Origin of the sequence: Corynebacterium sp. HMSC065D07 (assembly GCF_001810695.1) — a bacterium.
Lineage (GTDB): Bacteria > Actinomycetota > Actinomycetes > Mycobacteriales > Mycobacteriaceae > Corynebacterium > Corynebacterium hesseae.
On sequence record NZ_KV802424.1, the window covers coordinates 76,587 to 98,477 of the forward strand.

Consider the following 21,891-nt stretch of genomic DNA (forward strand, 5'->3'; position numbering starts at 1 on the left):
TTGGGTTAAGGGTTAATACGTAAAGTGACGAATGGTGTTGAAGGCCGTAGCGATGAGGGCGGTGTCCTTCCTGCCGTTAACTTCCACGCCGGAGTTGATGTCCAGTCCGGCTGTGCCAACGCCTAGCGCATCGTGAAGGTTGTCGGGTTTAAGGCCACCCGCGAGAAGTGCCTTTTCTTTGACGTTGTCGGGAATTGTTGACCAATCGAAGGAGTTACCCGTACCGCCGGCGCCAGAGTCGAGGATGAGCATGTCGGAGGCGTCGGCAAGCGCAGTGGCGAGCTCCGGGCCGTGCGGCGCTGTCATATCGATGGCGCGCCATACCTGCCGCTCCCCCGCTACCGCGCGGACAGACTCTATGAGTTGAAGTTCGGCGGATGTGCTTCCCTGGTAAGGGGCGTGGATCTGCAGGGCGGAGATGCCGTCGAAAGCGAGCTCCTCCCAGCCAGTGGTGCGGCGAGAGACCGCGACGTAGCTGAGATCGGGTTCGTGGGCGATGATGTCGAGCGCGGTTTCACGTGAAACATTGCGCGGCGATGCCTCTTCGAAGATAAGCCCGCCGTAGACTGCGCCGGCGGCGCGGGCGGCCTGAGCTGCAGACCACGCCGTAAGTCCGCAGACCTTATTGTGGCCATAGACAAGCTCGCGTGCAGCACGATCGATATCAGGCGTACCCGTGAGTTGGGAGCCGACAAGGAATGCGTTGGCATGAGACCCAAGGCGGCGCACAGTCTGATTGTTGCGGATGCCGGATTCCGAAACCACAACTTTGCCGGAGGGCACAAAGCGAGACAGGCGCTCGGACCGGGTGAGATCGATGCTGAGGTCGTGGAGGTTGCGGTTGTTAATGCCAATGACGTCCACGCCAAAGGCAGTGGCGCGCTCGACTTCGTCCTCAGTGATCGCCTCGGTGAGAACGTCGAGCCCAAGGGAATCTGCCAAATGTTTGAGCTCTGCATAGGTTTCATCGTCGACGATGGACATCATGAGCAGTATGGCGTCGGCGCCAAAGTAACGCGCGGCATACACCTGGATCGGATCGATAATGAAGTCTTTGCACAAGACCGGCAGGTGCGTGGACAGCGCCACGGTCTGCAAATGGTCATAGTCACCACCGAAACGGTCCGGTTCGCAGAGAACAGAGATGGCTGAGGCATAGCGCGAATATACGCGGGCGATGGCTCCCGGTTCATAATGCTCACGGATGAGGCCGAGTGACGGGGACGCGGACTTGCATTCCATGATGAAACGGTTGGTCCCGTTGAGCGCGTCGTAGAAGGAACGCTCGGAGCGCGGGAGAGCCGTGAGGTCCACGTGGGCGAGGCGCTCACGGATGGCTGGTAGATGCGTGCGGCGCTTGGCGACGATCCCCTCAAGCACGGTCGGCAGAGCCATAGTTCGCCTCCTCGTGCTTCTTCAGCCATGCGGCCACGGTGCCGTCCTGGATGAGTTGGTTGGCGTGCGCGACGCCCTCTTGGATGGAGTCGGTCGTGCCATTGAGATAGAACATCGCACCGGCGGTGGCGACGATCGCGTCGTGATGGGCCGGCTTGCCCGTACCGGCGAAGACCGCCCGGAGGGCCTTCGCGTTTTCTTCCCCGTTGCCGCCGGCAAGGTCGGTCAACTCGTGGCGGGAAATGCCGAGGTCTTCGGGGGTGAGCTCGTAGTGGCTAATGGTGCCGTCGCGAAGCTCCCAGACCTGGGTGGTGCCGTGAACGGCAATCTCATCGGTGCCAGCACCGTGGACCACGAGCGCGCGGGTGCGGCCGAGGTCCTTGAAGACCTCAGCGATGAGCTGGCCTTGCTCGGGGTTGGCTATGCCCATGATTTGGAACTCCGGGCGGCCGGGGCTCAGGAGCGGGCCCATGGTGTTGAAGAGAGTGGAGACGCCGAGGCCCTTGCGCACCGGTTGCACGTGGGCAACGGCAGGGTTGTAGGCCGGCGCAAAGAGGAAGGTGAAATTGGATGCCTCGAGCTGGCGGACTGCGCGCTCGGGATCGAGATCAAGCGGGATGCCGAGGGCTTCCAGGACGTCGGCTGAGCCAGACTTGGAGGAGACAGAGCGGTTGCCGTGCTTGACCATCTTGACCCCGCCGGCGGAGGCGACCAGCGATGCACCGGTGGTGACGTTGATGGTGTTGGCGCCGTCACCACCGGTTCCCGCGGTGTCCATGAGCCCCTTGCCAGTGACAGGGAAAGGCCGGCCGGCCTTGATGAAAGCGCGTGCCGCGCCGGCGACATCAGCGAAGGTCTCTCCGCGGGTGCGGATGTGGGTCAGGAGAGCGGCGATATGGATATCGTCATACTCCCCTACCGTCAGTGGGGTGAAGACCTCGATGGCTTGCTCCAAGGTCGGCTCTTGGATGTCGAGGAAGGCTTGCAATGTCGTCAGTGCCTTATTGTCAGTCATTACTTGGATCCTTCAATGGTGGGGTGAATAGAAAGTTGATTAATACACCGCTCGATCATGATTGGTCCCGTCGGCGTGAGGAGTGATTCTGGGTGGAACTGGAGGCCGAGAGCCATGCCGTCGAGTGTTTCTGCGGCCATGGTGACGGGACCAATGGCGGTCTCGGTCTCGGCGAGACTGCGCATCTGGGCGGGAACGTTCGCGCAACCTAAGGAGTGGTAACGCGCAACGGGGACGAGGCGCCCAACATAGTTCGGGTTATCGGGCTCGGAATCGGTGGTGAGACCCTGAAAGAGAGGGTGGCTGGCGCCGGCGTCGGTCAGCGTCATGGGTACGGAAGAACCGTGGACTGGGCCGCAGGGCTCGACGGTGCCGCCGAAGTGATCAAGGAGCGCCTGGAAGCCCAGGCAGATACCGAGCATGGGGATGCGGCCGAGGGTGGCGTCGATAAGCTGCATCATCGATCCGGCGTCGCGGGGATGACCCGGGCCGGGCGAGAGGATGATGATATCGGGCTGGGCGGCGAGGACCTCCTCCACGGGCACGATGTTGCGGAAGACGGTGGTGTTATAGCCGGCGAGGGCGTCGACGAGGTTGTAGACGAAGGAATCGTGGTTATCGATGAGGACGACGTGCGGATTCATCGGATGACCTCCAGAGATGCGTTGTGTGCCTGGGCGATGGCGCTGAGCACCGCGTAGGCTTTATGTACCGTTTCATCGGCCTCGGATTGGGGGACGGAATCGCGCACGACGCCCGCGCCGGCCTGGACGACGGCCGTGCCATCCTTGACGTAGGCGGAACGGATGACGATGCAGTTATCCATCGAGCCATCACCGCGCAGGTAGCCGATTGCTCCGCCGAAGGAGCCGCGGCGAGTACCTTCGGTTTCGCGGATGAGCTCCATGGCGCGCAGCTTCGGAGCGCCGGTGAGCGTGCCCATATTCATGCAGGCTCGGTAGGCGTCGAGGGCGTCGAAATCCTCGTGCAGCGTGGCGACGACCCTGGAAACCAGGTGCATGACGCGCGAGTAGCGGTCCACCTGGAGCAGGTCGGCGACCCTTCGGGTGCCGGGAACGGCGACGCGGGCGAGGTCGTTGCGGGCTAAGTCCACGAGCATGATGTGCTCCGAGACTTCTTTGGAGTCGGTGCGCATCTCCAGTTCATTGCGGATATCCAGCTCGTGAGTGGCACCGCGCGGCCGAGTGCCGGCAACCGGGTAGAGCTGAACCTTTCGGTCAGAGGCCGTGTACTTCAGGTTGGACTCAGGGGATGCACCAAAAAGCTCGTGTTCCTCCCCGCGCAGGTAGAACATGTACGGCGAGGGGTTGGTCTCGCGCAGCGTGCGGTAGGCAGCGAAGGCATCGGGGCAGTCGAGGCTGAAGGCGCGGGAAGGAACGACCTGATAGATATCGCCGGCATGGACGTTGCCCTGGAGGCGCTCGACGTGGCGGCGGAAAGCAGCGTCATCGATGCTGGCGCGTGCGCTGATGGTCTCGCGCGGTGCCGGGGATTCTGGGGTGACGGGCTCGGTGGCAGCGGCACGGTCGAGCTCCCCTTCGAGCGCGCGCTTGTCGACGCCCCACCCCTCAATCTTTGCTCTCTTGGTGAGGTGGTCCACCGTGAGGACATGCTCGCCGACGAGAAACTCATAATCCGGATACGCGTTTGGGCCGTCCGGTACCGGTGGCAGTTCTTCGAACGTCGCGACGTAGTCGAAGGCGAATCCGCCACCAAGGAACGGGAGGGAATCGCCGGAGTAGAGCTGGCTGAACTGCAACGTGCGCAGAATATCGGCGGTGGAGGTGGCGCGGAGGCGGGCGCGCTCGTCGTGCTCGGTGGGGAGAGCGAAGCGGAAGGTGACGCTGCCTTCTGAGCTGTGGATGATCCGTGATTGGAAGTCCGCGCGGAGTTCGTCGATAAGAAGGTGACCCGATGGTGTCAACGCGGTGGCGGTGGCCTCCTGGCCCCGGCACACCACCTTGAGTGCGGCCTTGGTGATGGCGATGCACGTGAGGTTTTTCTTGGACTCGATGTCCGCGGACTCTAAGAGCAGGGAGTTCTGTGGGGTGGCGAGGGCATAAAAGAGTGCGCTGGCGTCGGATGTGTACCTGACCTCGCGTGTGGCTGTGTACGGCATATTCTGTCTTTCTTTAACGGTTTTGTGTGCTGCCGCGAGCTTCGCAAGAGAGCAAAACGCCGAAAAGCCCGCAGCTGCGGGCCTTAAATATGGGAGAACAACGAGGCCCGCGGGTTACGCGCGCCACCACCAAAGGTTAACTGTGTTCTTCATATCACTGACTCTAACACCGATACCTTCCGCCGTACAGATAATGCACCGGCGGGTACCCCCGTGGTGAGAGAAGGGGCGGGCTGAAGGGACCGATGCGTGAGTGTTTCACGTGAAACCTAGGTGCTGTACTTGGCGGTCCTGACCTCCCTGTGTCCATGAGGGCGGTTTCGGTAAGGCGGCAAAAGGGCCCAGCGCTATGCCGGGCCCTAAGGAGTGCAGCGAGAGTTGAACGTGAATGAGGGACTACTTGAGCTTGATGAGCGCGGAGGAGAAGTAGTCCTCGACCGCTGATGGATCATCGAGTGGGAGGACGGCGCCGACGTACTGGTCCGGGCGAACGATGACGACGGCTCCGTCACGGGAAATGCCGCGGCCTTCAAAGATGTCCTTGTCCCCGGGGAGTGCGTTGAAGACGTTCTCCCAATTCGGAACATTGAACTTGCCGTTGCGGGGGCGGAAGAGAAGAGGGGCGTCGAGAATCTCGTAGTCGTGGTGGTTCGTCTGCTGGTAGATGGCCTTCACATCGAAGTAGGTATTCTCGTCAGCCCCTTCGGGGGTGAACTTGGCCAGGATGGGCCCGACCTTCTTGGCCCACTGGCTCAGCGTGGAGTCCTCGCCGGCCTTGGGGGCATCGGCAAAGGCGTAGATGCGGTAGCGGCCATCCGCGGTGTGCTGGTGGCCCAGGTGCTGAGGGTAGGCGTCGCAGCGGCGCAGGACCTCAAAGGACTTGAAGCGCTTGCCCACCGGGAAGCCGGTAGCAAGGTCTTGGTGCTGGGTAGTGCCGACGATAAGGTTTTCCTCGTATTGCGTCATCATGCCGGCGGCGAACTCCTCCGCGGCAACGTAGTACTTCTCCACTGCCTCCGGATCATCGAGCTCCTCTGTCGGGGTGGCCATGAGGGTCGACCACTCGCGGTCGAAGTTGATGAGGTTCTGGGCGGCCGGCTGGCGCTCACCGTGGTACGTGCTGAGAAGCTCCTTCGGCGCGCGGCCGTCGAGGACGTGGCCGAGCTTCCATCCAATGTTGAAGCCATCCTGCATGGAGACGTTCATGCCCTGTCCCGCCTTTGCCGAGTGGGTATGGCAGGCGTCGCCGGTGAGGAAGACGCGTGGGTCGTCGTCGTTATCGTCGAAGGCGTCGACAAGGCGGTGGCCCACCTCGTAGACGGAATGCCACGCCACCATCTTGACGTCGACGAAATAGGGGGCGTAAATCTCGTTCGCCTTCTCGATGATCTTCTCAATCGGCGTGTTGCGGACCTTGTGGTTGTCATCCTCTGGCACCACGCCGAGATCGACGTACACGCGGCAGAGGTAGCCGCCCTCGCGCGGGATGTGGAGGATAGAACCGGCCTGGGAGTGGATGGCGCACTTGGTGCGCCAGTCCGGGAAATCGGTGTCAACGACAACGTCCATGACACCCCACGCGTGGTTAGCCTGGTCGCCCTTGAGCGAGCGGCCGATGGACTTGCGGACGCGTGACTTAGCGCCATCGCAACCGACGACGTACTTAGCGCGAACGTCGCGCGGGTTGCCGTCGACATCCTCGAGGTGCACCGTCACCGGGTATTCGCCCTCCCCTACCTCTAGGGAGACAAAATTCCAGCCATAGTCCGGGGTGATGCGGCCGGGCGCGCGGTGTGCATAGCGGGCGAAGTAATCCAACACACGGGCCTGGTTGACAATGAGGTGTGGGAATTCGGAGATTCCTTGTTCATCATCAACAGGGCAGGCACCGCGGACAATTTTGGAGCGATCATTCGGATCCGGGTTCCAGAAGGCCATCTCCGTGATTTCATAGGCCTCTTCCGTGATTTCCTTAGCAAAGCCAAAGGCCTGGAAGGTCTCTACGGAACGGGACTGGATGCCGTCGGCCTGGCCGAGCTCGAGGCGATGCGGGCGACGCTCAATGATGCGCGTATTGACGCTGGGAAACATCGCGAGCTGTGCCGCGGCGATCATGCCTGCGGGCCCGGAGCCCACAATGAGAACGTCTATTTCATCTGGAAGTTCAGAAGCGCGATCGACGCCGTACCCGGCGGGCTCGTGCACGCGGGGGTCTTCCGAAACGTAGCCATTGTGGTGGAACTGCACTGTGGACTCCTTAGTCAGCGGTTGTAATGAACGAGAACGAAGGGGTGGTGGGGGTAGCGGCCACTCCCCTACTGCCATGTGAGCTTTGCTCTTGAGGGTGGTGACTCAGTTCAAGGCGTCTCTGAGATGTGAGCTGGGTCTTAGAAGGGAATCATATATGATATGCCCGCCTCGCACAATGGCCCTTGTTAAATCGTGAGGGCTCATGTGGAGGGGCGTCGTCTAGCGCGGGCTGAAGATGAAGTGTCCTCGGGATTGCTCGGCCTCGTGTTCCGCGCCGAGCGCGATTCCCTTGCGCTCACGCAGGATGAAGGTGCAGATGAAGCCGACGATCGAAGCAGATACGAGGTAGCCCGACACCGCAAAAGTGGTACCAGTTGCCTCGACGAGCGAAGCGGCAATCATGGGGGCGAAGGCGCCGCCCAGGACCGAGCCGAGGGCATAGGTGATGGACACACCCGTGGCGCGAATCGAGGCGGGGAATAGTTCTGCGTACATCGCGGATTGCGCGCCGTAGGTCAGGCCCAGGCCCACGGTGAGGAAGAGGAGTGCGCCGTAGAGAAGCCCGAGGCTTCCGGTATTGACCAGTGGGAAGAGGGCGGCAGCGCCGATGCCCTGCAAGATGAATCCCAGGAGGTAGGTATTTCGGCGGCCGATGTAGTCCGAGATGAAACCGGCGAACAAAGTGGTCAAGGCCCACGAGAAGGCAGACACGGTCACGGCGTTGAGGACATCACCGCGGTCGAGTGCGACGGGGCCCTCCGGGTCGGTGGCGTAGCGCTGGATGTAGCCGCCCGTAGTCATGTATCCGACGGTGCCGTTGCCTGCGAAGACGAGCGCGGCGACCAGGACGAGCGGGGTGAACTTCTTAAACAGCGTGCCAATGGGGTTGGTGGCTTCTTCCTCTTCGCGTTCCGCGATCTCCGCGAACACCGGGGACTCGTCGACGCCCATGCGGATGAGGTAGCCCACCAAGACGAGGACGAAGGAGAGGAGGAAGGGAACGCGCCAGCCCCAGTCCATGAAGGCGTCGCCAGGCGCGATGGTGTTCATGATGGACAGCACGCCGGAGGAGAGCAGCAGGCCGGCGGGCACGCCGATCTGGGGGCCTGCGCCGTAGAGGCCGCGCTTGTCAGTCGGGGCGTGTTCCACTGCCATGAGCACCGCGGAGCCCCATTCGCCACCAGCAGAGATGCCCTGGATGATGCGCAAGGTGATGAGGAGAATCGGCGCCCAGATGCCGGCGGTTTCATAGGTTGGCAGAACGCCAATCAGGGTGGTTGCGCCGCCCATGGCGATGAGCGTGACCATGAGGACCACGCGGCGTCCGAAGCGGTCGGCAAAGTGCCCGGCCAGGAAGGCGCCGACCGGGCGGAACAGGAAGGACAAGCCAACGGTCAGGAAGGAGATGATGGTGGCCAGGCCGCCTTCGAGCGGACCGAACATGAGGTGGTTGAACACGAGTCCGGCCACTGCTGCATAGAGGAAGTAGTCGTACCACTCGATGGCGGTACCGATGGTCGTCGCGGCGACGACGCGGCGGCGTTCGGCCGTCGAAATTGTCGGCGTGACAGTTGCGTGCGACATAGTGAGATTCCTTTCGGCATGGGGTGTGCCATATACGGAAAAGCGTGTGAGTTGAACCACTTGCGGTGGTGCCAAGGATAATATACGATCTGGGCAAGGATTTGTTCACAATTAAGGATTCTTCATGGCTGTACCTGAGTTCTTGCCGGTTAAACCGGGCAAAATGATCGCTGTCCATGTGGCCTTTGAGTCCCGCGCGGCACAGCGCGGTCGCTGGCCCAAGACCCCGAGTTACTTCCTCAAGGCGACGAGCACGCTGGCTGAGTCGGACGGGGTAGTCGAGCGCCCCGAAGGAACCGAACTGTTGGCCTTCGAAGGCGAAATCGCACTTATCATCGGCACTCCGGCCCGCAACGTATCCCTCGAGGATGCGTGGAAGCACGTTGCCTACGTGACCGCCTCGAACGACATTGGCCTGTATGACTACAAGGTTCAGGACAAGGGCTCCAATACCCGTTCCAAGTCGCGCGATGGGTACACCCCCATTGGGCCGGAGCTTATCGACGCCCAGGGGATCGACCCCAAGGGCCTTCGCCTGCGCACGTGGGTCAATGGTGAGGTTGTTCAGGAGGGAACCTCGTCCGATGAAGACCTCATCTTCCCTCTCGCCCAGTTTGTTGCCGACCTTTCCCAGCACATGACACTGGAGACTGGTGACATCATCCTCACCGGCACCCCTGCTGGTTCTTCCGTCATCGAGCCTGGTGACGTCGTGGAGGTTGAGGTCGACGTTCCAGGAGGCGTGAGCTCCGGCAAGCTGAAGACCACCGTGAAGGAAGTCCCCGCCTCCTTCGATCCGCAGCTGGGCAATCTGCCCTACGTGGACGATAAGCAGCGCGAGGATGCCTACGGTGACCGCGAATCTGCTGGCCTTCCCCCCAAGGATGAGGGCGGCCTCGACCCGGAGCTTAAGGCTGCTCTGGAGAAGGCCCCCACCGCCGGCTTGTCTGCTCAGCTGCGCAAGCGCGGAATCAACCAATCCGTGATCGAAGGCGTGTACCCGCAAGCCAAGGGAACCAAGATGGTGGGCGTCGCCCGCACCTTGCGCTTCGTGGCCGGCCGTGAGGATCTGTTCAAGTCCCACGGGGGTGGCCTCAACGAGCAGAAGAAGGTCTTCGACACGGTCAAGGAGGGCGAGGTCATCGTCATCGAGGCCCGCCAGGAATCCGGTTCCGGAACGCTCGGTGACATTCTGGCGCTGCGCGCTAAGGTGCGCGGTGCTGCTGGTGTTGTGACCGATGGCGGCGTGCGTGACTACGAGGCCGTCAAGGAGATTGGCCTTCCCGTCTTCACCCAGGGCGCGCACCCCTGCGTTCTCGGACGCAAACACGTTCCGTGGGATAGCGACATCGCCGTCTCCTGCGGTAACGCCACCGTCCTTCCCGGGGACGTCATCGTCGGCGACGATGACGGCGTCGTGGTGATTCCCCGCGACATCGCAGCCGAGGTTGCCGAGGCCGCTCTGGCCAAGGAGCACGAGGATGAATGGGTTGCTTCCCAGGTGGAGACGGGAGCCAGCTTGGATGGCCTCTTCCCGCCGACCGGAGCGAACAAGGAAGCCTACATCGCGTTCCGTGATGGAAAGGCGGGTGGTCAATGACGGAACCCGCAGCACCAGCTGGGGAGAGCAAGTCCCAAAAAGCCTATAACTGGATAAGTGAAAAGATTCGTACTCGCGAGTATGAACCCGGCTACCGCCTCGTGCTGGCAGCAATCGCGGAAGACTTGGGAATCAGCGTGGTCCCTGTCCGCGAAGCCATTCGCCAGCTTGAGGCGGAAGGAATGGTCACATACGAGCGCAACGTCGGTGCCAGCGTTACCACGTATAACCGCGAGGCCTATTACGAATCCATGGACATCGTGGCCACCGTGGAGGCCAACGCCACGGCGCAATCCGCCCCGCATCTTGGCCCAGAGGATATTGCCAAGGCGCGGGAGATTAACCAGCGCATGCGGGAGCTTGATATCCACCACGATCCAGAGGTATTTACCCAGCTCAACAAAGAATTCCATAGCGTTCTCTTTTCCAAGTGTCCGAACGAGAGGCTAAAGAACTTGGTGGTGGACCAATGGAAGCAATTGGAATACCACCGCGTCTCCACCTTTCGGTACGTGCCCGAGAGAGCCCAAGAGTCCACACGAGAACACGAGCAATTGCTCAGCCTCATCGAGGCTGGCGCGGAACCCACCTACATAGAAAAGGTGGCCAGGCAACACAGACTGACCACCCTCAGCACCTATCGCAAGAAAAACGATTAAGGAGTGTAAACCACCCATGGCTACGAACAACGATGCAGCTAAGCCCACCGATCTCCCCGAGAAGATTCTTCACTACATCAACGGCGAGTTCGTCCCGTCGGTAGACGGTGATGAATTCGAGGTCTTGGATCCGGTCACGAACAAGCCCTACATCAAGGCTGCTTCCGGCAAGCCGGAAGACATTGAGAAGGCGGTGGCCGCCGCTAAGGATGCTTTCGAGAACGGCCCGTGGTCCAAGGCCCTGCCGCGCGAGCGCGCCCGCGTCTTGAACAAGATTGCGGACATCGTCGAAACCCGCGCGGACAAGCTTGCCGCGTGGGAATCCTTCGACTCCGGCCTGCCCATCACCCAGGCCAACGGTCAGGCCAAGCGTGCAGCGGAGAACTTCCGCTTCTTCGCAGACCTGATCGTGGCGCAGGCTGACGACGCCTACAAGGTGCCGGGCCGCCAGATCAACTACGTCAACCGCAAGCCGATTGGCGTGGCGGGCTTGATCACCCCGTGGAACACCCCGTTCATGCTGGAGTCTTGGAAGCTGGCACCGGCTATCGCCACCGGTAACTCCGTCGTCCTCAAGCCGGCCGAGTTCACTCCGCTTTCCGCACAGCTGTGGGCAGGAATCTTTGAGGAGGCCGGCCTGCCGAAGGGCGTCTTCAACCTGGTCAACGGTTTCGGTGAGGAAGGCTATGCCGGTGACCCGCTGGTCAAGCACCCGGATGTTCCGCTGATTTCCTTCACCGGCGAGTCCCGCACTGGCCAGATCATCTTTGGTAATGCGGCCCCTCACCTCAAGGGTCTGTCGATGGAGCTGGGCGGCAAGTCCCCCGCCATCGTCTTCAGCGATGCCGACTTGGAGACCGCGATCGATGCCTGCATCTTCGGCGTCTTCTCCCTCAACGGTGAGCGTTGCACCGCCGGCTCCCGCATCCTGGTTCAGCGCGATATCTACGACGAGTTCGTGGAACGCTACACCGCACAGGCCAAGCGCGTGAAGGTGGGCCTGCCTTCCGACCCCACCACCGAGGTCGGCGCTCTGGTCCACCCGGAGCACTACGAGAAGGTCACCTCCTACATCGAGATCGGCAAGCAGGAGGCCACGCTGGCCGCCGGCGGCGAGCGCCCGGAGGGCTTCGAGGAAGGCAACTTTGTTCAGCCGACCGTCTTCGTTGACGTCAAGCCGGACGCCCGCATCTTCCAGGAAGAGATCTTCGGCCCCGTCGTGGCCATCACCCCGTTTGATACCGACGAAGAAGCCCTCGAGCTGGCCAACAACACGAAGTACGGCCTTGCCGCCTATGTGTGGACCTCGGATCTGAAGCGCGCCCACAACTTCGCTCAGAACGTTGAGGCCGGCATGGTGTGGCTCAACTCCAATAACGTCCGTGACCTGCGCACCCCGTTCGGCGGCGTCAAGGCCTCCGGCCTGGGCCACGAGGGCGGCTACCGCTCGATCGACTTCTACACCGACCAGCAGGCCGTTCACATCAACCTGGACAAGGTACACAACCCGGTCTTTGGCAAGCAGGACTAAGCCGTCCACTCTCTACTCCCCCACCACTAACTAACTAAGGAGCCATCATGGCTGACATTCAGGCCCCCGACATTCTGCGTTGTGCCTACATGGAGATCATCGTTACCGATCTCGCTGCCTCCCGTAAGTTCTACGTTGACACCCTCGGTCTCGTCGTGACCGAGGAGAACGAGAACGAAATCTACCTCCGCACTTTCGAGGAGTTCATCCACCACAACCTCGTGCTGCGTCAGGGCCCCGTCGCTGCCGTCGCTGCCTTCTCCTTCCGCGTCCGTTCCCCGGAAGACCTGGACCTTGCGGAGGAGTTCTACAAGGCGCGCGGTTGCGAGGTGCGCCGCAACAAGGATGGCTTTGTCAAGGGCATCGGCGATTCCGTCCGCGTCCAGGATCCGCTGGGCTTCCCGTACGAGTTCTTCTACGAGGTAGAGCACGTCGAGCGTCTTGCCTGGGCATACGACGCCCACATCCCTGGCGCGCTGGTTCGTCTCGACCACTTCAACCAGATCACCCCGGACGTTCCTTCCGCTGTGAAGTACATGGAGGAGCTTGGCTTCCGCACCACCGAGGACATCCGCGATGAGGAGGGAACTGTCTACGCTGCATGGATGCGCCGTAAGCCGACGGTGCATGACACCGCCATGACCGGTGGCGATGGCCCGCGTATGCACCACATCGCATTTGCTACCCATGAGAAGCACAACATCATCGCGATTTGTGACAAGTTGGGTGCGCTGCGCGAGTCCGACCGCATTGAGCGCGGCCCGGGTCGCCACGGTGTCTCCAACGCGTACTACCTGTACCTGCGCGACCCGGACGGCCACCGCGTAGAGATCTACACCCAGGACTACTACACCGGCGACCCGGATAACCCGGTCGTGACCTGGGATGTTCACGATAACCAGCGCCGCGACTGGTGGGGAACCCCGGTTGTTCCTTCTTGGTACCGCGATGGCTCCACGGTCCTCGACCTAGATGGAAACCCGGTGCCGCTGGTTGCCCGTGAGGATGAGTCCGAGCTGGAGGCCACCATTGGCGCGGATGGCTTCTCCTACACCCGCAAGGAAGATGCGGAGGAGATGCCGGAGTGGAAGCAAGGCGAGTACAAGCTGGGACACCAGCTCTAAAACGACCTAAGTACTCAGGTTGATGAACGTGGCCCCGTGGCGTCGAGAAGCAAGCGCACATATCGCGGGGCCGCGTTGTCGTTTCACGTGAAACCTTCAGGTTCAACAAACCTGTTAAACAGAACAAACACGTTCTACAACACCTTAAGGAGCGAAGTACATGCTGGATGAGAAACAGCACATCGCTATCGCAGATGAACTGGCGCAAGCCGAAAAGGACCGCACGATGGTCCCGCTGCTGACTGCCCGTTTCCCGGAGATGAGCATCGAGGATTCCTATGCGGTGCAACGCGAATGGGTACGCCGCGGTGAGGAAAGTGGGCGCCGCCTCGTGGGCCGCAAAATTGGCCTGACCTCAAAGGTCATGCAGGAGGCCACGGGAATCACCGAACCCGATTACGGCGCGATTTTTGAGGACCAAGTCTACGAGAACGGCTCCACCATCGAGCACGCACAGTTCTCCAATGTTCGCATCGAGGTCGAACTGGCCTTCGTGCTCAAGGAAGAGCTGAAGGGGCCGAATTGCAGCATTTTCGACGTGCTGCGCGCGACGGAGTACGTCATCCCGGCGCTGGAGATCCTCTCCTCCCGCATCGAGATGGAGGGCCGCACGATCGTCGACACGATTTCGGATAACGCAGCCCTCGGCGCCATGATCTACGGCGGCAACCCGGTGGATCCCGCGGACGTCGACCTGCGCTGGGTGTCCGCGCTGCTCTATCGCAACGAGTCCATCGAAGATACGGGCGTGGCCGCGGCTGTGCTGAACCACCCGGCCATGGGTGTGGCATGGCTTGCCAATAAGCTCCACGCGCACGGCGATAGCCTGGCCGCCGGCGACATCATCCTGGCCGGTTCCTTCACCAAGCCCATGTGGGTCGAACCGGGCGATACCGTCCACGCAGACTACGGAAAGTTGGGGTCCATCACATGCCGATTCCAGTAAAGTTGCCGCCCACCTTCGCGGACGTCCTCGAGAAGGCCGAGCAGCCACTCGTTGGCGCATGGATTTGTTCTGGCTCGGAGGCCGCGGCAGAGATCATCGCCTCAGCTGGCTTTAGCTGGACGCTGATCGACGGCGAGCACTCGCCCTATGGCCTCGAAACCATCCTCTCCTTGCTGCGCGCCACCGATGCCTATGGCCTGACGCGCGTGGTTCGCGTGCCGGTGAACAACACGGCGCTGATCAAGCAGTACCTGGACCTGGGCGCACAAAACCTCATGGTGCCCATGATTGATACGGCCGAGGAAGCTGAGGCGGCAGTCGCGGCTATGCACTACCCGCCCCGCGGTGTACGCGGAGTCGGCTCGGCTCTGGCCCGCTCCTCGCGGTGGAACGGCGTGGAGGACTACCTCACCAACGCTTCGGACACGGTGAGCCTCACGGTGCAGATCGAGTCTGCGACCGCAGTGGAGAACGTGGAAGACATCGTGGCCGTCGAAGGCGTGGACAACATCTTCGTCGGGCCCTCGGACCTAGCGGCCTCGATGGGGCTTCTGGGCCAGCAGACCCATCCGGATGTACTCGAGGCGGTCAATCACACATTTGAAGCAGTCCGCGCTTCCGGAAAGAAGGTAGGCGTCAACGCTTTCAACCTTGAGCAGGCCCAGAAATATTTAGAATCTGGAGCATCATTTGCCCTGGTTGGGGCTGATGTTCAGCTTCTTTCAGGTGCGGCGCGCCAACTGGCAGACAAATTCTATTTGGGAGGGTAAAAAAGAACCATGAGTGAAAACAACAAGGTCAATATTGACGAGCTGCTGGCCAAGGTTCCGACCGGCTTGCTGATTAACGGTGAGTGGGTGGACGCCTCCGATGGCTCCACCTTCGATGTAGAAAACCCGGCAACCGGTGAGGTTATTGCCACCCTTGCGTCCGCTACTTCTGAGGACGCGAAGAAGGCTATGGATGCCGCCTGCGCCGTGCAGGATGAGTGGGCACGCACGTCTACGCGTGAACGTTCCGACCTGCTGCGCCGCGCCTTTGACCTGGTGCAGGAGCGCAAGGATGAGTTCGCTGCGCTGATGACCCTTGAGATGGGCAAGCCGCTGGCGGAGTCCTATGGTGAGGTCACCTACGGCGCTGAGTACCTGCGCTGGTTTAGTGAGGAAGCCGTACGCAACTACGGCCGCACCTTGCCGGCGCCGGAGGGCACCCTGCGCATGATTACCCGCCGCAAGCCCGTGGGTCCGTGCCTGCTTATTACCCCGTGGAACTTCCCGCTGGCTATGGCTACTCGCAAGATTGCCCCGGCCATCGCCGCTGGTTGCACCATGGTGGTGAAGCCGGCCAAGCTGACGCCGCTGACCACCCAGTACTTCGCACAGACCATGATTGATGCCGGCGTTCCGGCAGGCGTGGTGAACGTGGTCTCCGGTAAGTCGGCCTCTGCCATTTCTGAGCCGATCATGGCGGATTCCCGCCTGCGCAAGATTTCCTTCACCGGCTCTACCCCGGTGGGCAAGACCCTGCTCAAGGCAGCCGCTGACAACGTCCTGCGCACCTCGATGGAGCTGGGCGGCAACGCTCCGTTCATCGTCTTTGAGGACGCTGACATCGACCAGGCCGTTGAGGGTGCAATGGGCGCCAAGATGCGCAACATCGGTGAGGCCTGCACCGCGGCTAACCGTTTCATCGTTCACGAGTCCGTCGCTGATGAGTTTGCGGAGAAGTTCGCCAAGCGCATCGGTGAGCTCAAGGTGGGCAATGGCCTTGATGAGGGCGTTACCTGCGGTCCGCTTGTGGAGAAGAAGGCACTGGATAACATCACCGCGCTTGTCGACGACGCCGTGGCCAAGGGTGCCAAGGTCCTCATCGGTGGCAAGCCGGGCGAGGGCAAGGGCTACTTCTACTCCCCTACTGTTCTCACGAACGTCTCCCGTGATGCCCGCGTTGCCCAGGAGGAGATCTTCGGACCGATCGCTCCGATTCTGACCTTCTCCGATGAGAAGGAAGCCATCGCGCTTGCGAATGACACGGAGTACGGCCTGGCCTCCTACGTGTTCACCGAGGATTCCAACCGTATGTGGCGCGTTGGCGACGGCCTCGAGTTCGGCCTCATGGGCTTCAACGCTGGCGTCATCTCCAACGCCGCCGCCCCGTTCGGTGGCGTCAAGCAGTCCGGCATGGGCCGCGAGGGCGGTGCCGAGGGCATCGAAGAGTACACGTCGCTGCAGTACATTGCCATGCCTAACCCTTATGCGAATGCATAACTAGTGCAATAGCTTCGCGATACTGATGAAGGCCGCCCTACGGGGCGGCTTTCTTTTTCTTCAATCTCTTCTTGGTATGCATTCTGCACATTTAGCCAAAGTGTGTGCGCTATCACTCAAGCCCTGTTGATGTGTCGCAGAATATATTCCAAGTCATCGGCTCACGCGGAGTCGTCTGCACCCAGGGAGGTTTGAATTTGTCTCAAGAAAAAACCAAGAGCTTTGATTACATCGTTGTAGGAGCTGGGTCAGCCGGGTGCGTTATTGCCCGTCGGCTTGTTGACGCGGGAAAGAATGTCGTAGTTCTTGAAGCTGGCGATTATGACGTCAATCCCGACATTGAGAAGGTGCACACCTTGGGACTCCTTTGGGGTTCACCTCAAGACTGGAACTATCGTACGGTTCCTCAATCGTGGGCAGCTGGCCGGAGCCTGCACATTCCCCGCGGAAAGGTAATGGGCGGCTCGCATGCGCTCAATGCCACCATTTGGGTCCGTGGCGCTAAGCAGGACTACGACACATGGGCCTATTTAGGCAATGACGGCTGGTCCTGGGAGGACGTGCTGCCCGTTTTCAAATCGATTGAAAACTACGATGGTGGCGCTTCGGAGGTCCGTGGAAGCGAGGGATTGCTTGATGTAATGGAGAATTACACTCGTCACCCGCTTCAAAATGACCTTTTCCAAGCAGCTCAGGAAGCGGGTATTCCACTTAACGAGGATTACAACTCCGGTGACGTGGAAGGCGTGGGCAAGATTCAGGCAAATGTTCGCAACGGAAACCGCTTCAACACTTGGCACGCGTACCTGAAACCAGTCGAGGATGCACCCAATCTCACCATTATCACAAGCGCGCACGTCCACGGACTGCTCGTTGAAAGTGGTGCCATCCTTGGCGTTAATGTCGAAGTTGCTGGTGAACTTCAGGAGCTTCGTGCTGATGAGACGATTCTTTGTGCGGGTGCGTTGAATTCGCCGGAAATCCTCCTGCGTTCCGGTATTGGGCCGGCAGAAGAACTCGAGGCGTTGGGGATTACCTCGACTCATGATCTTCCTGGCGTAGGCAAGAATCTCCATGATCACTTACTCTCCCCTGTTATCTTCACTACGACGAAGAAGGAAGTACCCGTCCCGGAAGTTCTGCCAGCCGAGGTACACGTGTTTTCAAAGTCGCGTCCTGAGGCTGCCGTCCCTGATACTCAGCCGCTATATTTCTCAATCCCCATGTACAACGAAGGCATGGAGGGGCCAGATAATGGATTTACGCTAATGGGTGGCATTGTTAGGCCTGCCAGTCGCGGTGAGTTGACCCTGACGGGGCCAAATCCCTCGGATCCCATTGCTATTGATTTCGGCGCTTTGTCGGTGCAGGCAGACGTCGATGCATTGGTAGCTTCCGTAAAGCAGTGCCGCGAAGTTGGCCGCCAGCAGGCATTGGCCGAGTGGGGGCCCGAGGAAGTCTACCCAGGTCCAGATGTAGCCGACGAGGATCTTGAGGACTATGTTCGCAGCACCGCTATCACGTATCACCACCAAGTTGGAACTTGCAAGATGGGAATTGACTCGATGGCTGTAGTTGATCCGCGCACTCTTAAGGTCTATGGGCTTGAGGGGATCCGAATCGCCGATGCTTCTGTAATGCCACTCGTGCCGACGGGAAACACTAATGCGCCCTCTATCATGATCGCTGAAAAGGCCGCGACATACTTATTAGGGTGAGGGCTCTTTGCGGCTACATGTGGGCATTGCCTTCGGTGCAAATAGCAGTGTAGCTGCATTAATGAAGGCCAATTTAAATGGGAAAAGTTACTGCGCCTGATTGTATGAACGATACGCACTCGGTGATTCGTGGTACTCCGCCTTGAAGATGCGCGAGAGGTGCGAGGGATCGTGCAGGCCATAGCGGGCGCTGATGTGGCTGATTGATTCTTCGGAGTGCCGCGGGTCCACGAGTTCGCGGCGGATGTGCTCGAGGCGCCTGGTTCTGATGTAGCTGCCGACCGAGAGGCCTTGTTCGGAGAACTTGGCGTGGAGGTGGCGCACCGACACGAAGAGTGCTTGGGCGATGGTGCTGGGGCCTAGGTCCGGGTCGCCCAGGTGCTTCTCGATGTAGGCGGTTGCCTGGTTGAACAACAGTGTGCCCGCTGAGGGTTCATCGGCCACATCGGAGGCGAGGACCGAAACCAACATGGTGAGAGCGGAGCGGACCAAGGCTGTGGCGTGTGGGCCCTTGAGAAGGTCGAGGTTCTTGGCCAGCTGCTCAAAGAGGGGAACCGCCACTGCACCCAGGCCATGTGAGCGTGAGATGGGGTTGGCGGTGAGGCGCTGAATCTGTGCTGGTGAAATGTTGAGGAAGCTCTGTGGGAAGTGCACGATGAGGGTGTTTTGCTCTTCCGGATAGTGCAGAGTGTAGGGCCGCTGGGTCACATACAGAGCCAAGTCCCCTGGGTGCAGCGCACAGGTTCGCCCGTCTTGGCTCATGGTTGAGGATCCGGTGATTTGCAGGCTGAGCTTACAAAAGGGGGCCTCGTTGGCGGCTATCTTGGAGCGATTCACGGTGTGCGGGGAGGTACACATATCGAAGAGGGATATGTCCCCCACTTTCGTTGAGCGCAGCGTGGCGTGAAAGGACGAGGGGTCTTCGGTATCCACGTCGAGTTGGCCAAAAGACTCGGATGACGCCGTGCGCCATGACGCGATATCGAAGTGCTCAACGGCGGAAGTAGACATAAGTGGCATCATATCGTGAGAACTGGCACATTTTTGGACAAATTGTGTGCACTCAGAGTCAATTGATTCAATGTGGTGCAGGTAACATCCTAGGTAAAAGTTTCTTTGGGCCTTGCTCGCGGGGCTCTCGACTGCTTCACAAGGAGATCTCATGACTCAGTTCGCCACCTACGCTGATCTGCTCGACGCCATCACGGATGAAAACGGCCGCGAAATCCTCAATCCCGCCACCGGTGAGGTTGTTGGCCGCGCCCCAGAGAACACCGTTGAGGACCTCAACGCTGCAGTTGAGACCGCACGCGCAGCGCAGAAGGACTTTGCCAAGCTTAGCGACGCTGAGCGTTGCGAACTGCTCACCAAGGCAGCCGCCGCCATCGATGCCCATGCAGAGGTACTCGTGGAGCTGCTCTCCCGTGAGCAGGGCAAGCCGCTCAACGGCCCGAACGCCCGCTTCGAGGTCGGTGCCTGCTCTGGTTGGCTGAATGCTACCGCCTCTTTCGAACACCCCAACTACACCGCCGTCGATGATGACATCACCGCCACCGTCAACTACCGCCCGCTCGGCGTCGTCGGTGCTATCGGCCCGTGGAACTGGCCGATGATGATCACCATCTGGCAGATTGCGCCGGCACTGCGTATGGGTAACGCGGTCGTCGTCAAGCCCTCCGAGTACACCCCGCTCTCGGTGCTGGGTCTGCTTAAGGTAGTCAACTCCGTGCTGCCGGAGGGTGTGCTCCAGGTCGTCAGCGGTGCCGGTGAGGTTGGCGCGGCACTGACCACCCACGAGGGCGTCGACAAGATCATGTTTACCGGTTCCACCGCCACCGGCAAGAAGATCGTGGAGGCCAGCGCCGATAATCTCACCCGCCTCACGCTGGAGCTCGGCGGCAATGACGCCGGTATCGTGCTCGATGACGCCGACCCGAAGGAGATTGCCGGCGATCTCTTCTGGGGTGCATTCATCAACACCGGCCAGACCTGTGCGGCGATGAAGCGCGTGTACGTGCCGGAGTCGCTGTACGACGCCGTCTGCGAGGCCCTCGTCGAGGTAGCCAAGGCCTCCCCGATGGGCGTGGGCCTCGAGGAAGAGAACGTGCTCGGCCCGCTGCAGAACAAGCAGCAGTTCGACATCGTGGACAAGCTCGTCAACGCCGCCAAGGATTCCGGCGCCCGCGTACTGCTGGGCGGCGACCCGGACTATGACGCGCCGGGCTACTTCTACCCCACCACCCTGGTGGCGGACATCGACCCGGATAACCCGCTGGTCGTCGAGGAGCAGTTCGGGCCTGCCCTGCCGATTGTGAAGTACACAGACCTGGATTGGGCCATCGAGCAGGCCAACAAGCTTGACGTGGGCTTGGGCTCCTCCGTGTGGTCCTCCAACCGTGAGCGCGCTCTGGACGTCGCTGCGCAGCTGGAGGCTGGCACCACCTGGATCAACAGCCACGGTGCTGTGGATCCGCGCGTGCCGTTCGGCGGCATCAAGTCCTCCGGCTACGGTGTGGAGTTCGGTACCGAGGGCCTCAAGGGCCTGGCCTACCCGCAGATCATCAACGGCTAAAACCGCCATGGCGCTGCTATTCTTAGCGCCATGAGCACCGCCAAAGTTCCGGAGATCGAGTACGCAGCCTTCGACGCCATGAAGGAGGTTGCGTCCTCGCTGAAAGCTGCCTACCTCACTCGGGCCGCTGAAGCAGGCAACGATGTTGAATCACAATGGTGGATTCGTCAGAATTGGCTGGTAGAGGACATAGTCAGTGGTGTTGATTCAACCGACATTGAAGCCATCCGCGCCGCTGCGGCTCTCTTTGCGCAGCGGCTTGAAGCCCTCTCCTCCGAGCACAAAGCGGCATAGCCTATGCTTTCCGCCGCTGACTTCCCCGTTGATCCGCAGGTCATGGAGCAACGGCTAAAGACTCTGCAAACTAGCTATTTTGGTCGGTCGAATGCTCATGGTCCGGCTGTTCCAGAGGTCATTTATGTGGCGGGGCAGCCAGCGTCAGGCAAATCAACGGCTATTGAATCTGTAAAGAATGGTCACGCGGTCCTTGATTCCGATGAGGTTCGGAAGCTGCACCCCGCCCTCGACGAGATCATGGAGCGCGACCCCCTGCGCATGGACGTGCTCACCAATGGACCGGTGCCCTATTGGATGTCCTCGCTGATTGAGTATGGTCGGCAGCACGGGCACTCTCTCATCATTGAGAACACGCTGTCCAACCCGGAATTCATCGCAGGAGAGATAGCCAAGTTTCGCTCCGCGGGTTTCCGCGTGAGGGTCGTGGGCTTGGCGGTGGCGCAGGAGGTCTCCAGGCTCGGTGTCGTCCAGCGCTACCTGGAGGCGCAGCGCGTGAGCCGCTACCCGCGCTGGACCAATGAGGTTTCCCACACGTCGGGTTTTAAAGCCATCGTCCCAGGACTTCAAGCGATTGCCCCGCTTGTCGACGACCTCGAGATCCGCACCCGCGATGGCCGCACCTTGAGCGGCATCGAGGATATTGAAGCCGAGCGCGCAACCTGGTTCGATTCCCCCGCCATTCGTGCTGACTGGCTGGCCCGCTTCGACAGCTGCGATTTGAGCGGCCTTGAAGCGGAGAAACTCACGCAGAATCTCGTGGCTGATGCAGAGCGTATCCGCAAACTTTAAGGCT

General features: G+C 60.7%; 18 protein-coding genes. 11 read left to right on the plus strand and 7 right to left on the minus strand.

The features are described from left to right. Positions 1 to 12: 12 nt before the first annotated feature. The 6 genes from trpCF to HMPREF2760_RS01510 form a co-directional block, all read right to left on the minus strand. Positions 13 to 1,395: a bifunctional indole-3-glycerol-phosphate synthase TrpC/phosphoribosylanthranilate isomerase TrpF gene (trpCF, locus tag HMPREF2760_RS01485; protein WP_070596444.1), complete on the minus strand. Its 1,383-nt coding sequence runs from the start codon at positions 1,393 to 1,395 to the stop codon at positions 13 to 15. Further along, the gene (trpD, locus tag HMPREF2760_RS01490) at positions 1,373 to 2,410 is read right to left on the minus strand and encodes an anthranilate phosphoribosyltransferase (RefSeq protein ID WP_070596446.1); all 1,038 of its coding nucleotides are present in this window, start codon (positions 2,408 to 2,410) and stop codon (positions 1,373 to 1,375) included. Before trpD ends, trpCF begins: the two co-directional genes overlap by 23 nt. After that, positions 2,410 to 3,054: an anthranilate synthase component II gene (locus HMPREF2760_RS01495; RefSeq protein ID WP_070596448.1), complete on the minus strand. Its 645-nt coding sequence runs from the start codon at positions 3,052 to 3,054 to the stop codon at positions 2,410 to 2,412. Before HMPREF2760_RS01495 ends, trpD begins: the two co-directional genes overlap by 1 nt. Then, complete coding sequence (locus tag HMPREF2760_RS01500; RefSeq protein WP_070596450.1) at positions 3,051 to 4,550, minus strand: anthranilate synthase component 1; 1,500 nt, start codon at positions 4,548 to 4,550, stop codon at positions 3,051 to 3,053. Before HMPREF2760_RS01500 ends, HMPREF2760_RS01495 begins: the two co-directional genes overlap by 4 nt. A gap of 396 nt (positions 4,551 to 4,946) precedes the next feature. Then, positions 4,947 to 6,797: an FAD-binding monooxygenase gene (locus tag HMPREF2760_RS01505; RefSeq protein WP_070596452.1), complete on the minus strand. Its 1,851-nt coding sequence runs from the start codon at positions 6,795 to 6,797 to the stop codon at positions 4,947 to 4,949. 222 nt (positions 6,798 to 7,019) lie between these two features. Next, positions 7,020 to 8,384: an MFS transporter gene (locus HMPREF2760_RS01510; RefSeq protein WP_070596454.1), complete on the minus strand. Its 1,365-nt coding sequence runs from the start codon at positions 8,382 to 8,384 to the stop codon at positions 7,020 to 7,022. A gap of 124 nt (positions 8,385 to 8,508) precedes the next feature. Between HMPREF2760_RS01510 and HMPREF2760_RS01515 the strand changes: the two genes are divergently transcribed. From HMPREF2760_RS01515 to HMPREF2760_RS01550, 8 genes are all read left to right on the plus strand, one after another. Next, entirely contained in the window at positions 8,509 to 9,984 is a 1,476-nt protein-coding gene (locus tag HMPREF2760_RS01515; RefSeq protein ID WP_070596457.1) for a fumarylacetoacetate hydrolase family protein, read from the plus strand. Continuing rightward, positions 9,981 to 10,643: a GntR family transcriptional regulator gene (locus tag HMPREF2760_RS01520; RefSeq protein WP_070596458.1), complete on the plus strand. Its 663-nt coding sequence runs from the start codon at positions 9,981 to 9,983 to the stop codon at positions 10,641 to 10,643. Before HMPREF2760_RS01515 ends, HMPREF2760_RS01520 begins: the two co-directional genes overlap by 4 nt. A gap of 16 nt (positions 10,644 to 10,659) precedes the next feature. After that, positions 10,660 to 12,174 carry a 5-carboxymethyl-2-hydroxymuconate semialdehyde dehydrogenase gene (gene hpaE, locus HMPREF2760_RS01525; protein ID WP_070533651.1) on the plus strand — a complete coding sequence of 505 codons (1,515 nt, stop codon included), beginning with the start codon at positions 10,660 to 10,662 and terminating at the stop codon, positions 12,172 to 12,174. A gap of 47 nt (positions 12,175 to 12,221) precedes the next feature. After that, on the plus strand, positions 12,222 to 13,298 hold the full coding sequence (hpaD, locus tag HMPREF2760_RS01530; RefSeq protein ID WP_070563615.1) for a 3,4-dihydroxyphenylacetate 2,3-dioxygenase: 1,077 nt from the start codon (positions 12,222 to 12,224) through the stop codon (positions 13,296 to 13,298). 160 nt (positions 13,299 to 13,458) lie between these two features. Then, entirely contained in the window at positions 13,459 to 14,244 is a 786-nt protein-coding gene (gene hpaH / locus HMPREF2760_RS01535) for a 2-oxo-hept-4-ene-1,7-dioate hydratase (protein ID WP_070563612.1), read from the plus strand. Continuing rightward, the gene (locus HMPREF2760_RS01540) at positions 14,229 to 15,014 is read left to right on the plus strand and encodes an HpcH/HpaI aldolase family protein (protein WP_070596459.1); all 786 of its coding nucleotides are present in this window, start codon (positions 14,229 to 14,231) and stop codon (positions 15,012 to 15,014) included. The genes hpaH and HMPREF2760_RS01540 overlap by 16 nt, the downstream gene beginning before the upstream one ends. A 9-nt stretch (positions 15,015 to 15,023) precedes the next feature. Further along, the gene (locus HMPREF2760_RS01545) at positions 15,024 to 16,511 is read left to right on the plus strand and encodes an NAD-dependent succinate-semialdehyde dehydrogenase (RefSeq protein WP_070521819.1); all 1,488 of its coding nucleotides are present in this window, start codon (positions 15,024 to 15,026) and stop codon (positions 16,509 to 16,511) included. 197 nt (positions 16,512 to 16,708) lie between these two features. Beyond that, a complete protein-coding gene (locus HMPREF2760_RS01550) occupies positions 16,709 to 18,229 on the plus strand; it encodes a GMC family oxidoreductase (RefSeq protein ID WP_070563721.1) in 1,521 nt (506 codons plus the stop codon). An 87-nt stretch (positions 18,230 to 18,316) separates the two neighbouring features. On the opposite strand, the gene HMPREF2760_RS01555 is transcribed toward HMPREF2760_RS01550, so the two are convergent. Beyond that, positions 18,317 to 19,240: an AraC-like ligand-binding domain-containing protein gene (locus HMPREF2760_RS01555; RefSeq protein WP_070596460.1), complete on the minus strand. Its 924-nt coding sequence runs from the start codon at positions 19,238 to 19,240 to the stop codon at positions 18,317 to 18,319. Positions 19,241 to 19,391: 151 nt separating this feature from the next. On the opposite strand from HMPREF2760_RS01555, the gene HMPREF2760_RS01560 reads away from it, so the two are divergent. Genes HMPREF2760_RS01560 through HMPREF2760_RS01570 form a run of 3 tightly spaced genes read left to right on the plus strand, consistent with a single transcriptional unit; the run spans position 19,392 to position 21,887 of the window. Then, a complete protein-coding gene (locus tag HMPREF2760_RS01560; protein ID WP_070596461.1) occupies positions 19,392 to 20,801 on the plus strand; it encodes an aldehyde dehydrogenase family protein in 1,410 nt (469 codons plus the stop codon). Between the two features lie 30 nt (positions 20,802 to 20,831). Continuing rightward, positions 20,832 to 21,095 carry a hypothetical protein gene (locus tag HMPREF2760_RS01565; protein WP_070524133.1) on the plus strand — a complete coding sequence of 88 codons (264 nt, stop codon included), beginning with the start codon at positions 20,832 to 20,834 and terminating at the stop codon, positions 21,093 to 21,095. A gap of 3 nt (positions 21,096 to 21,098) precedes the next feature. Beyond that, positions 21,099 to 21,887 carry a zeta toxin family protein gene (locus HMPREF2760_RS01570; protein ID WP_070596462.1) on the plus strand — a complete coding sequence of 263 codons (789 nt, stop codon included), beginning with the start codon at positions 21,099 to 21,101 and terminating at the stop codon, positions 21,885 to 21,887. The last annotated feature ends 4 nt before the right edge of the window (positions 21,888 to 21,891 follow it).

Coding starts and splice junctions, on each gene's coding strand:
- trpCF (WP_070596444.1), bottom strand. CDS start 1,395: ATGGCTCTGCCGACCGTGCTTGAGGGGATCGTCGCCAAGCGCCGCACG.
- trpD (WP_070596446.1), bottom strand. CDS start 2,410: ATGACTGACAATAAGGCACTGACGACATTGCAAGCCTTCCTCGACATC.
- HMPREF2760_RS01495 (WP_070596448.1), bottom strand. CDS start 3,054: ATGAATCCGCACGTCGTCCTCATCGATAACCACGATTCCTTCGTCTAC.
- HMPREF2760_RS01500 (WP_070596450.1), bottom strand. CDS start 4,550: ATGCCGTACACAGCCACACGCGAGGTCAGGTACACATCCGACGCCAGC.
- HMPREF2760_RS01510 (WP_070596454.1), bottom strand. CDS start 8,384: ATGTCGCACGCAACTGTCACGCCGACAATTTCGACGGCCGAACGCCGC.
- HMPREF2760_RS01515 (WP_070596457.1), top strand. CDS start 8,509: ATGGCTGTACCTGAGTTCTTGCCGGTTAAACCGGGCAAAATGATCGCT.
- HMPREF2760_RS01520 (WP_070596458.1), top strand. CDS start 9,981: ATGACGGAACCCGCAGCACCAGCTGGGGAGAGCAAGTCCCAAAAAGCC.
- hpaE (WP_070533651.1), top strand. CDS start 10,660: ATGGCTACGAACAACGATGCAGCTAAGCCCACCGATCTCCCCGAGAAG.
- hpaD (WP_070563615.1), top strand. CDS start 12,222: ATGGCTGACATTCAGGCCCCCGACATTCTGCGTTGTGCCTACATGGAG.
- hpaH (WP_070563612.1), top strand. CDS start 13,459: ATGCTGGATGAGAAACAGCACATCGCTATCGCAGATGAACTGGCGCAA.
- HMPREF2760_RS01540 (WP_070596459.1), top strand. CDS start 14,229: ATGCCGATTCCAGTAAAGTTGCCGCCCACCTTCGCGGACGTCCTCGAG.
- HMPREF2760_RS01545 (WP_070521819.1), top strand. CDS start 15,024: ATGAGTGAAAACAACAAGGTCAATATTGACGAGCTGCTGGCCAAGGTT.
- HMPREF2760_RS01555 (WP_070596460.1), bottom strand. CDS start 19,240: ATGTCTACTTCCGCCGTTGAGCACTTCGATATCGCGTCATGGCGCACG.
- HMPREF2760_RS01560 (WP_070596461.1), top strand. CDS start 19,392: ATGACTCAGTTCGCCACCTACGCTGATCTGCTCGACGCCATCACGGAT.
- HMPREF2760_RS01565 (WP_070524133.1), top strand. CDS start 20,832: ATGAGCACCGCCAAAGTTCCGGAGATCGAGTACGCAGCCTTCGACGCC.
- HMPREF2760_RS01570 (WP_070596462.1), top strand. CDS start 21,099: ATGCTTTCCGCCGCTGACTTCCCCGTTGATCCGCAGGTCATGGAGCAA.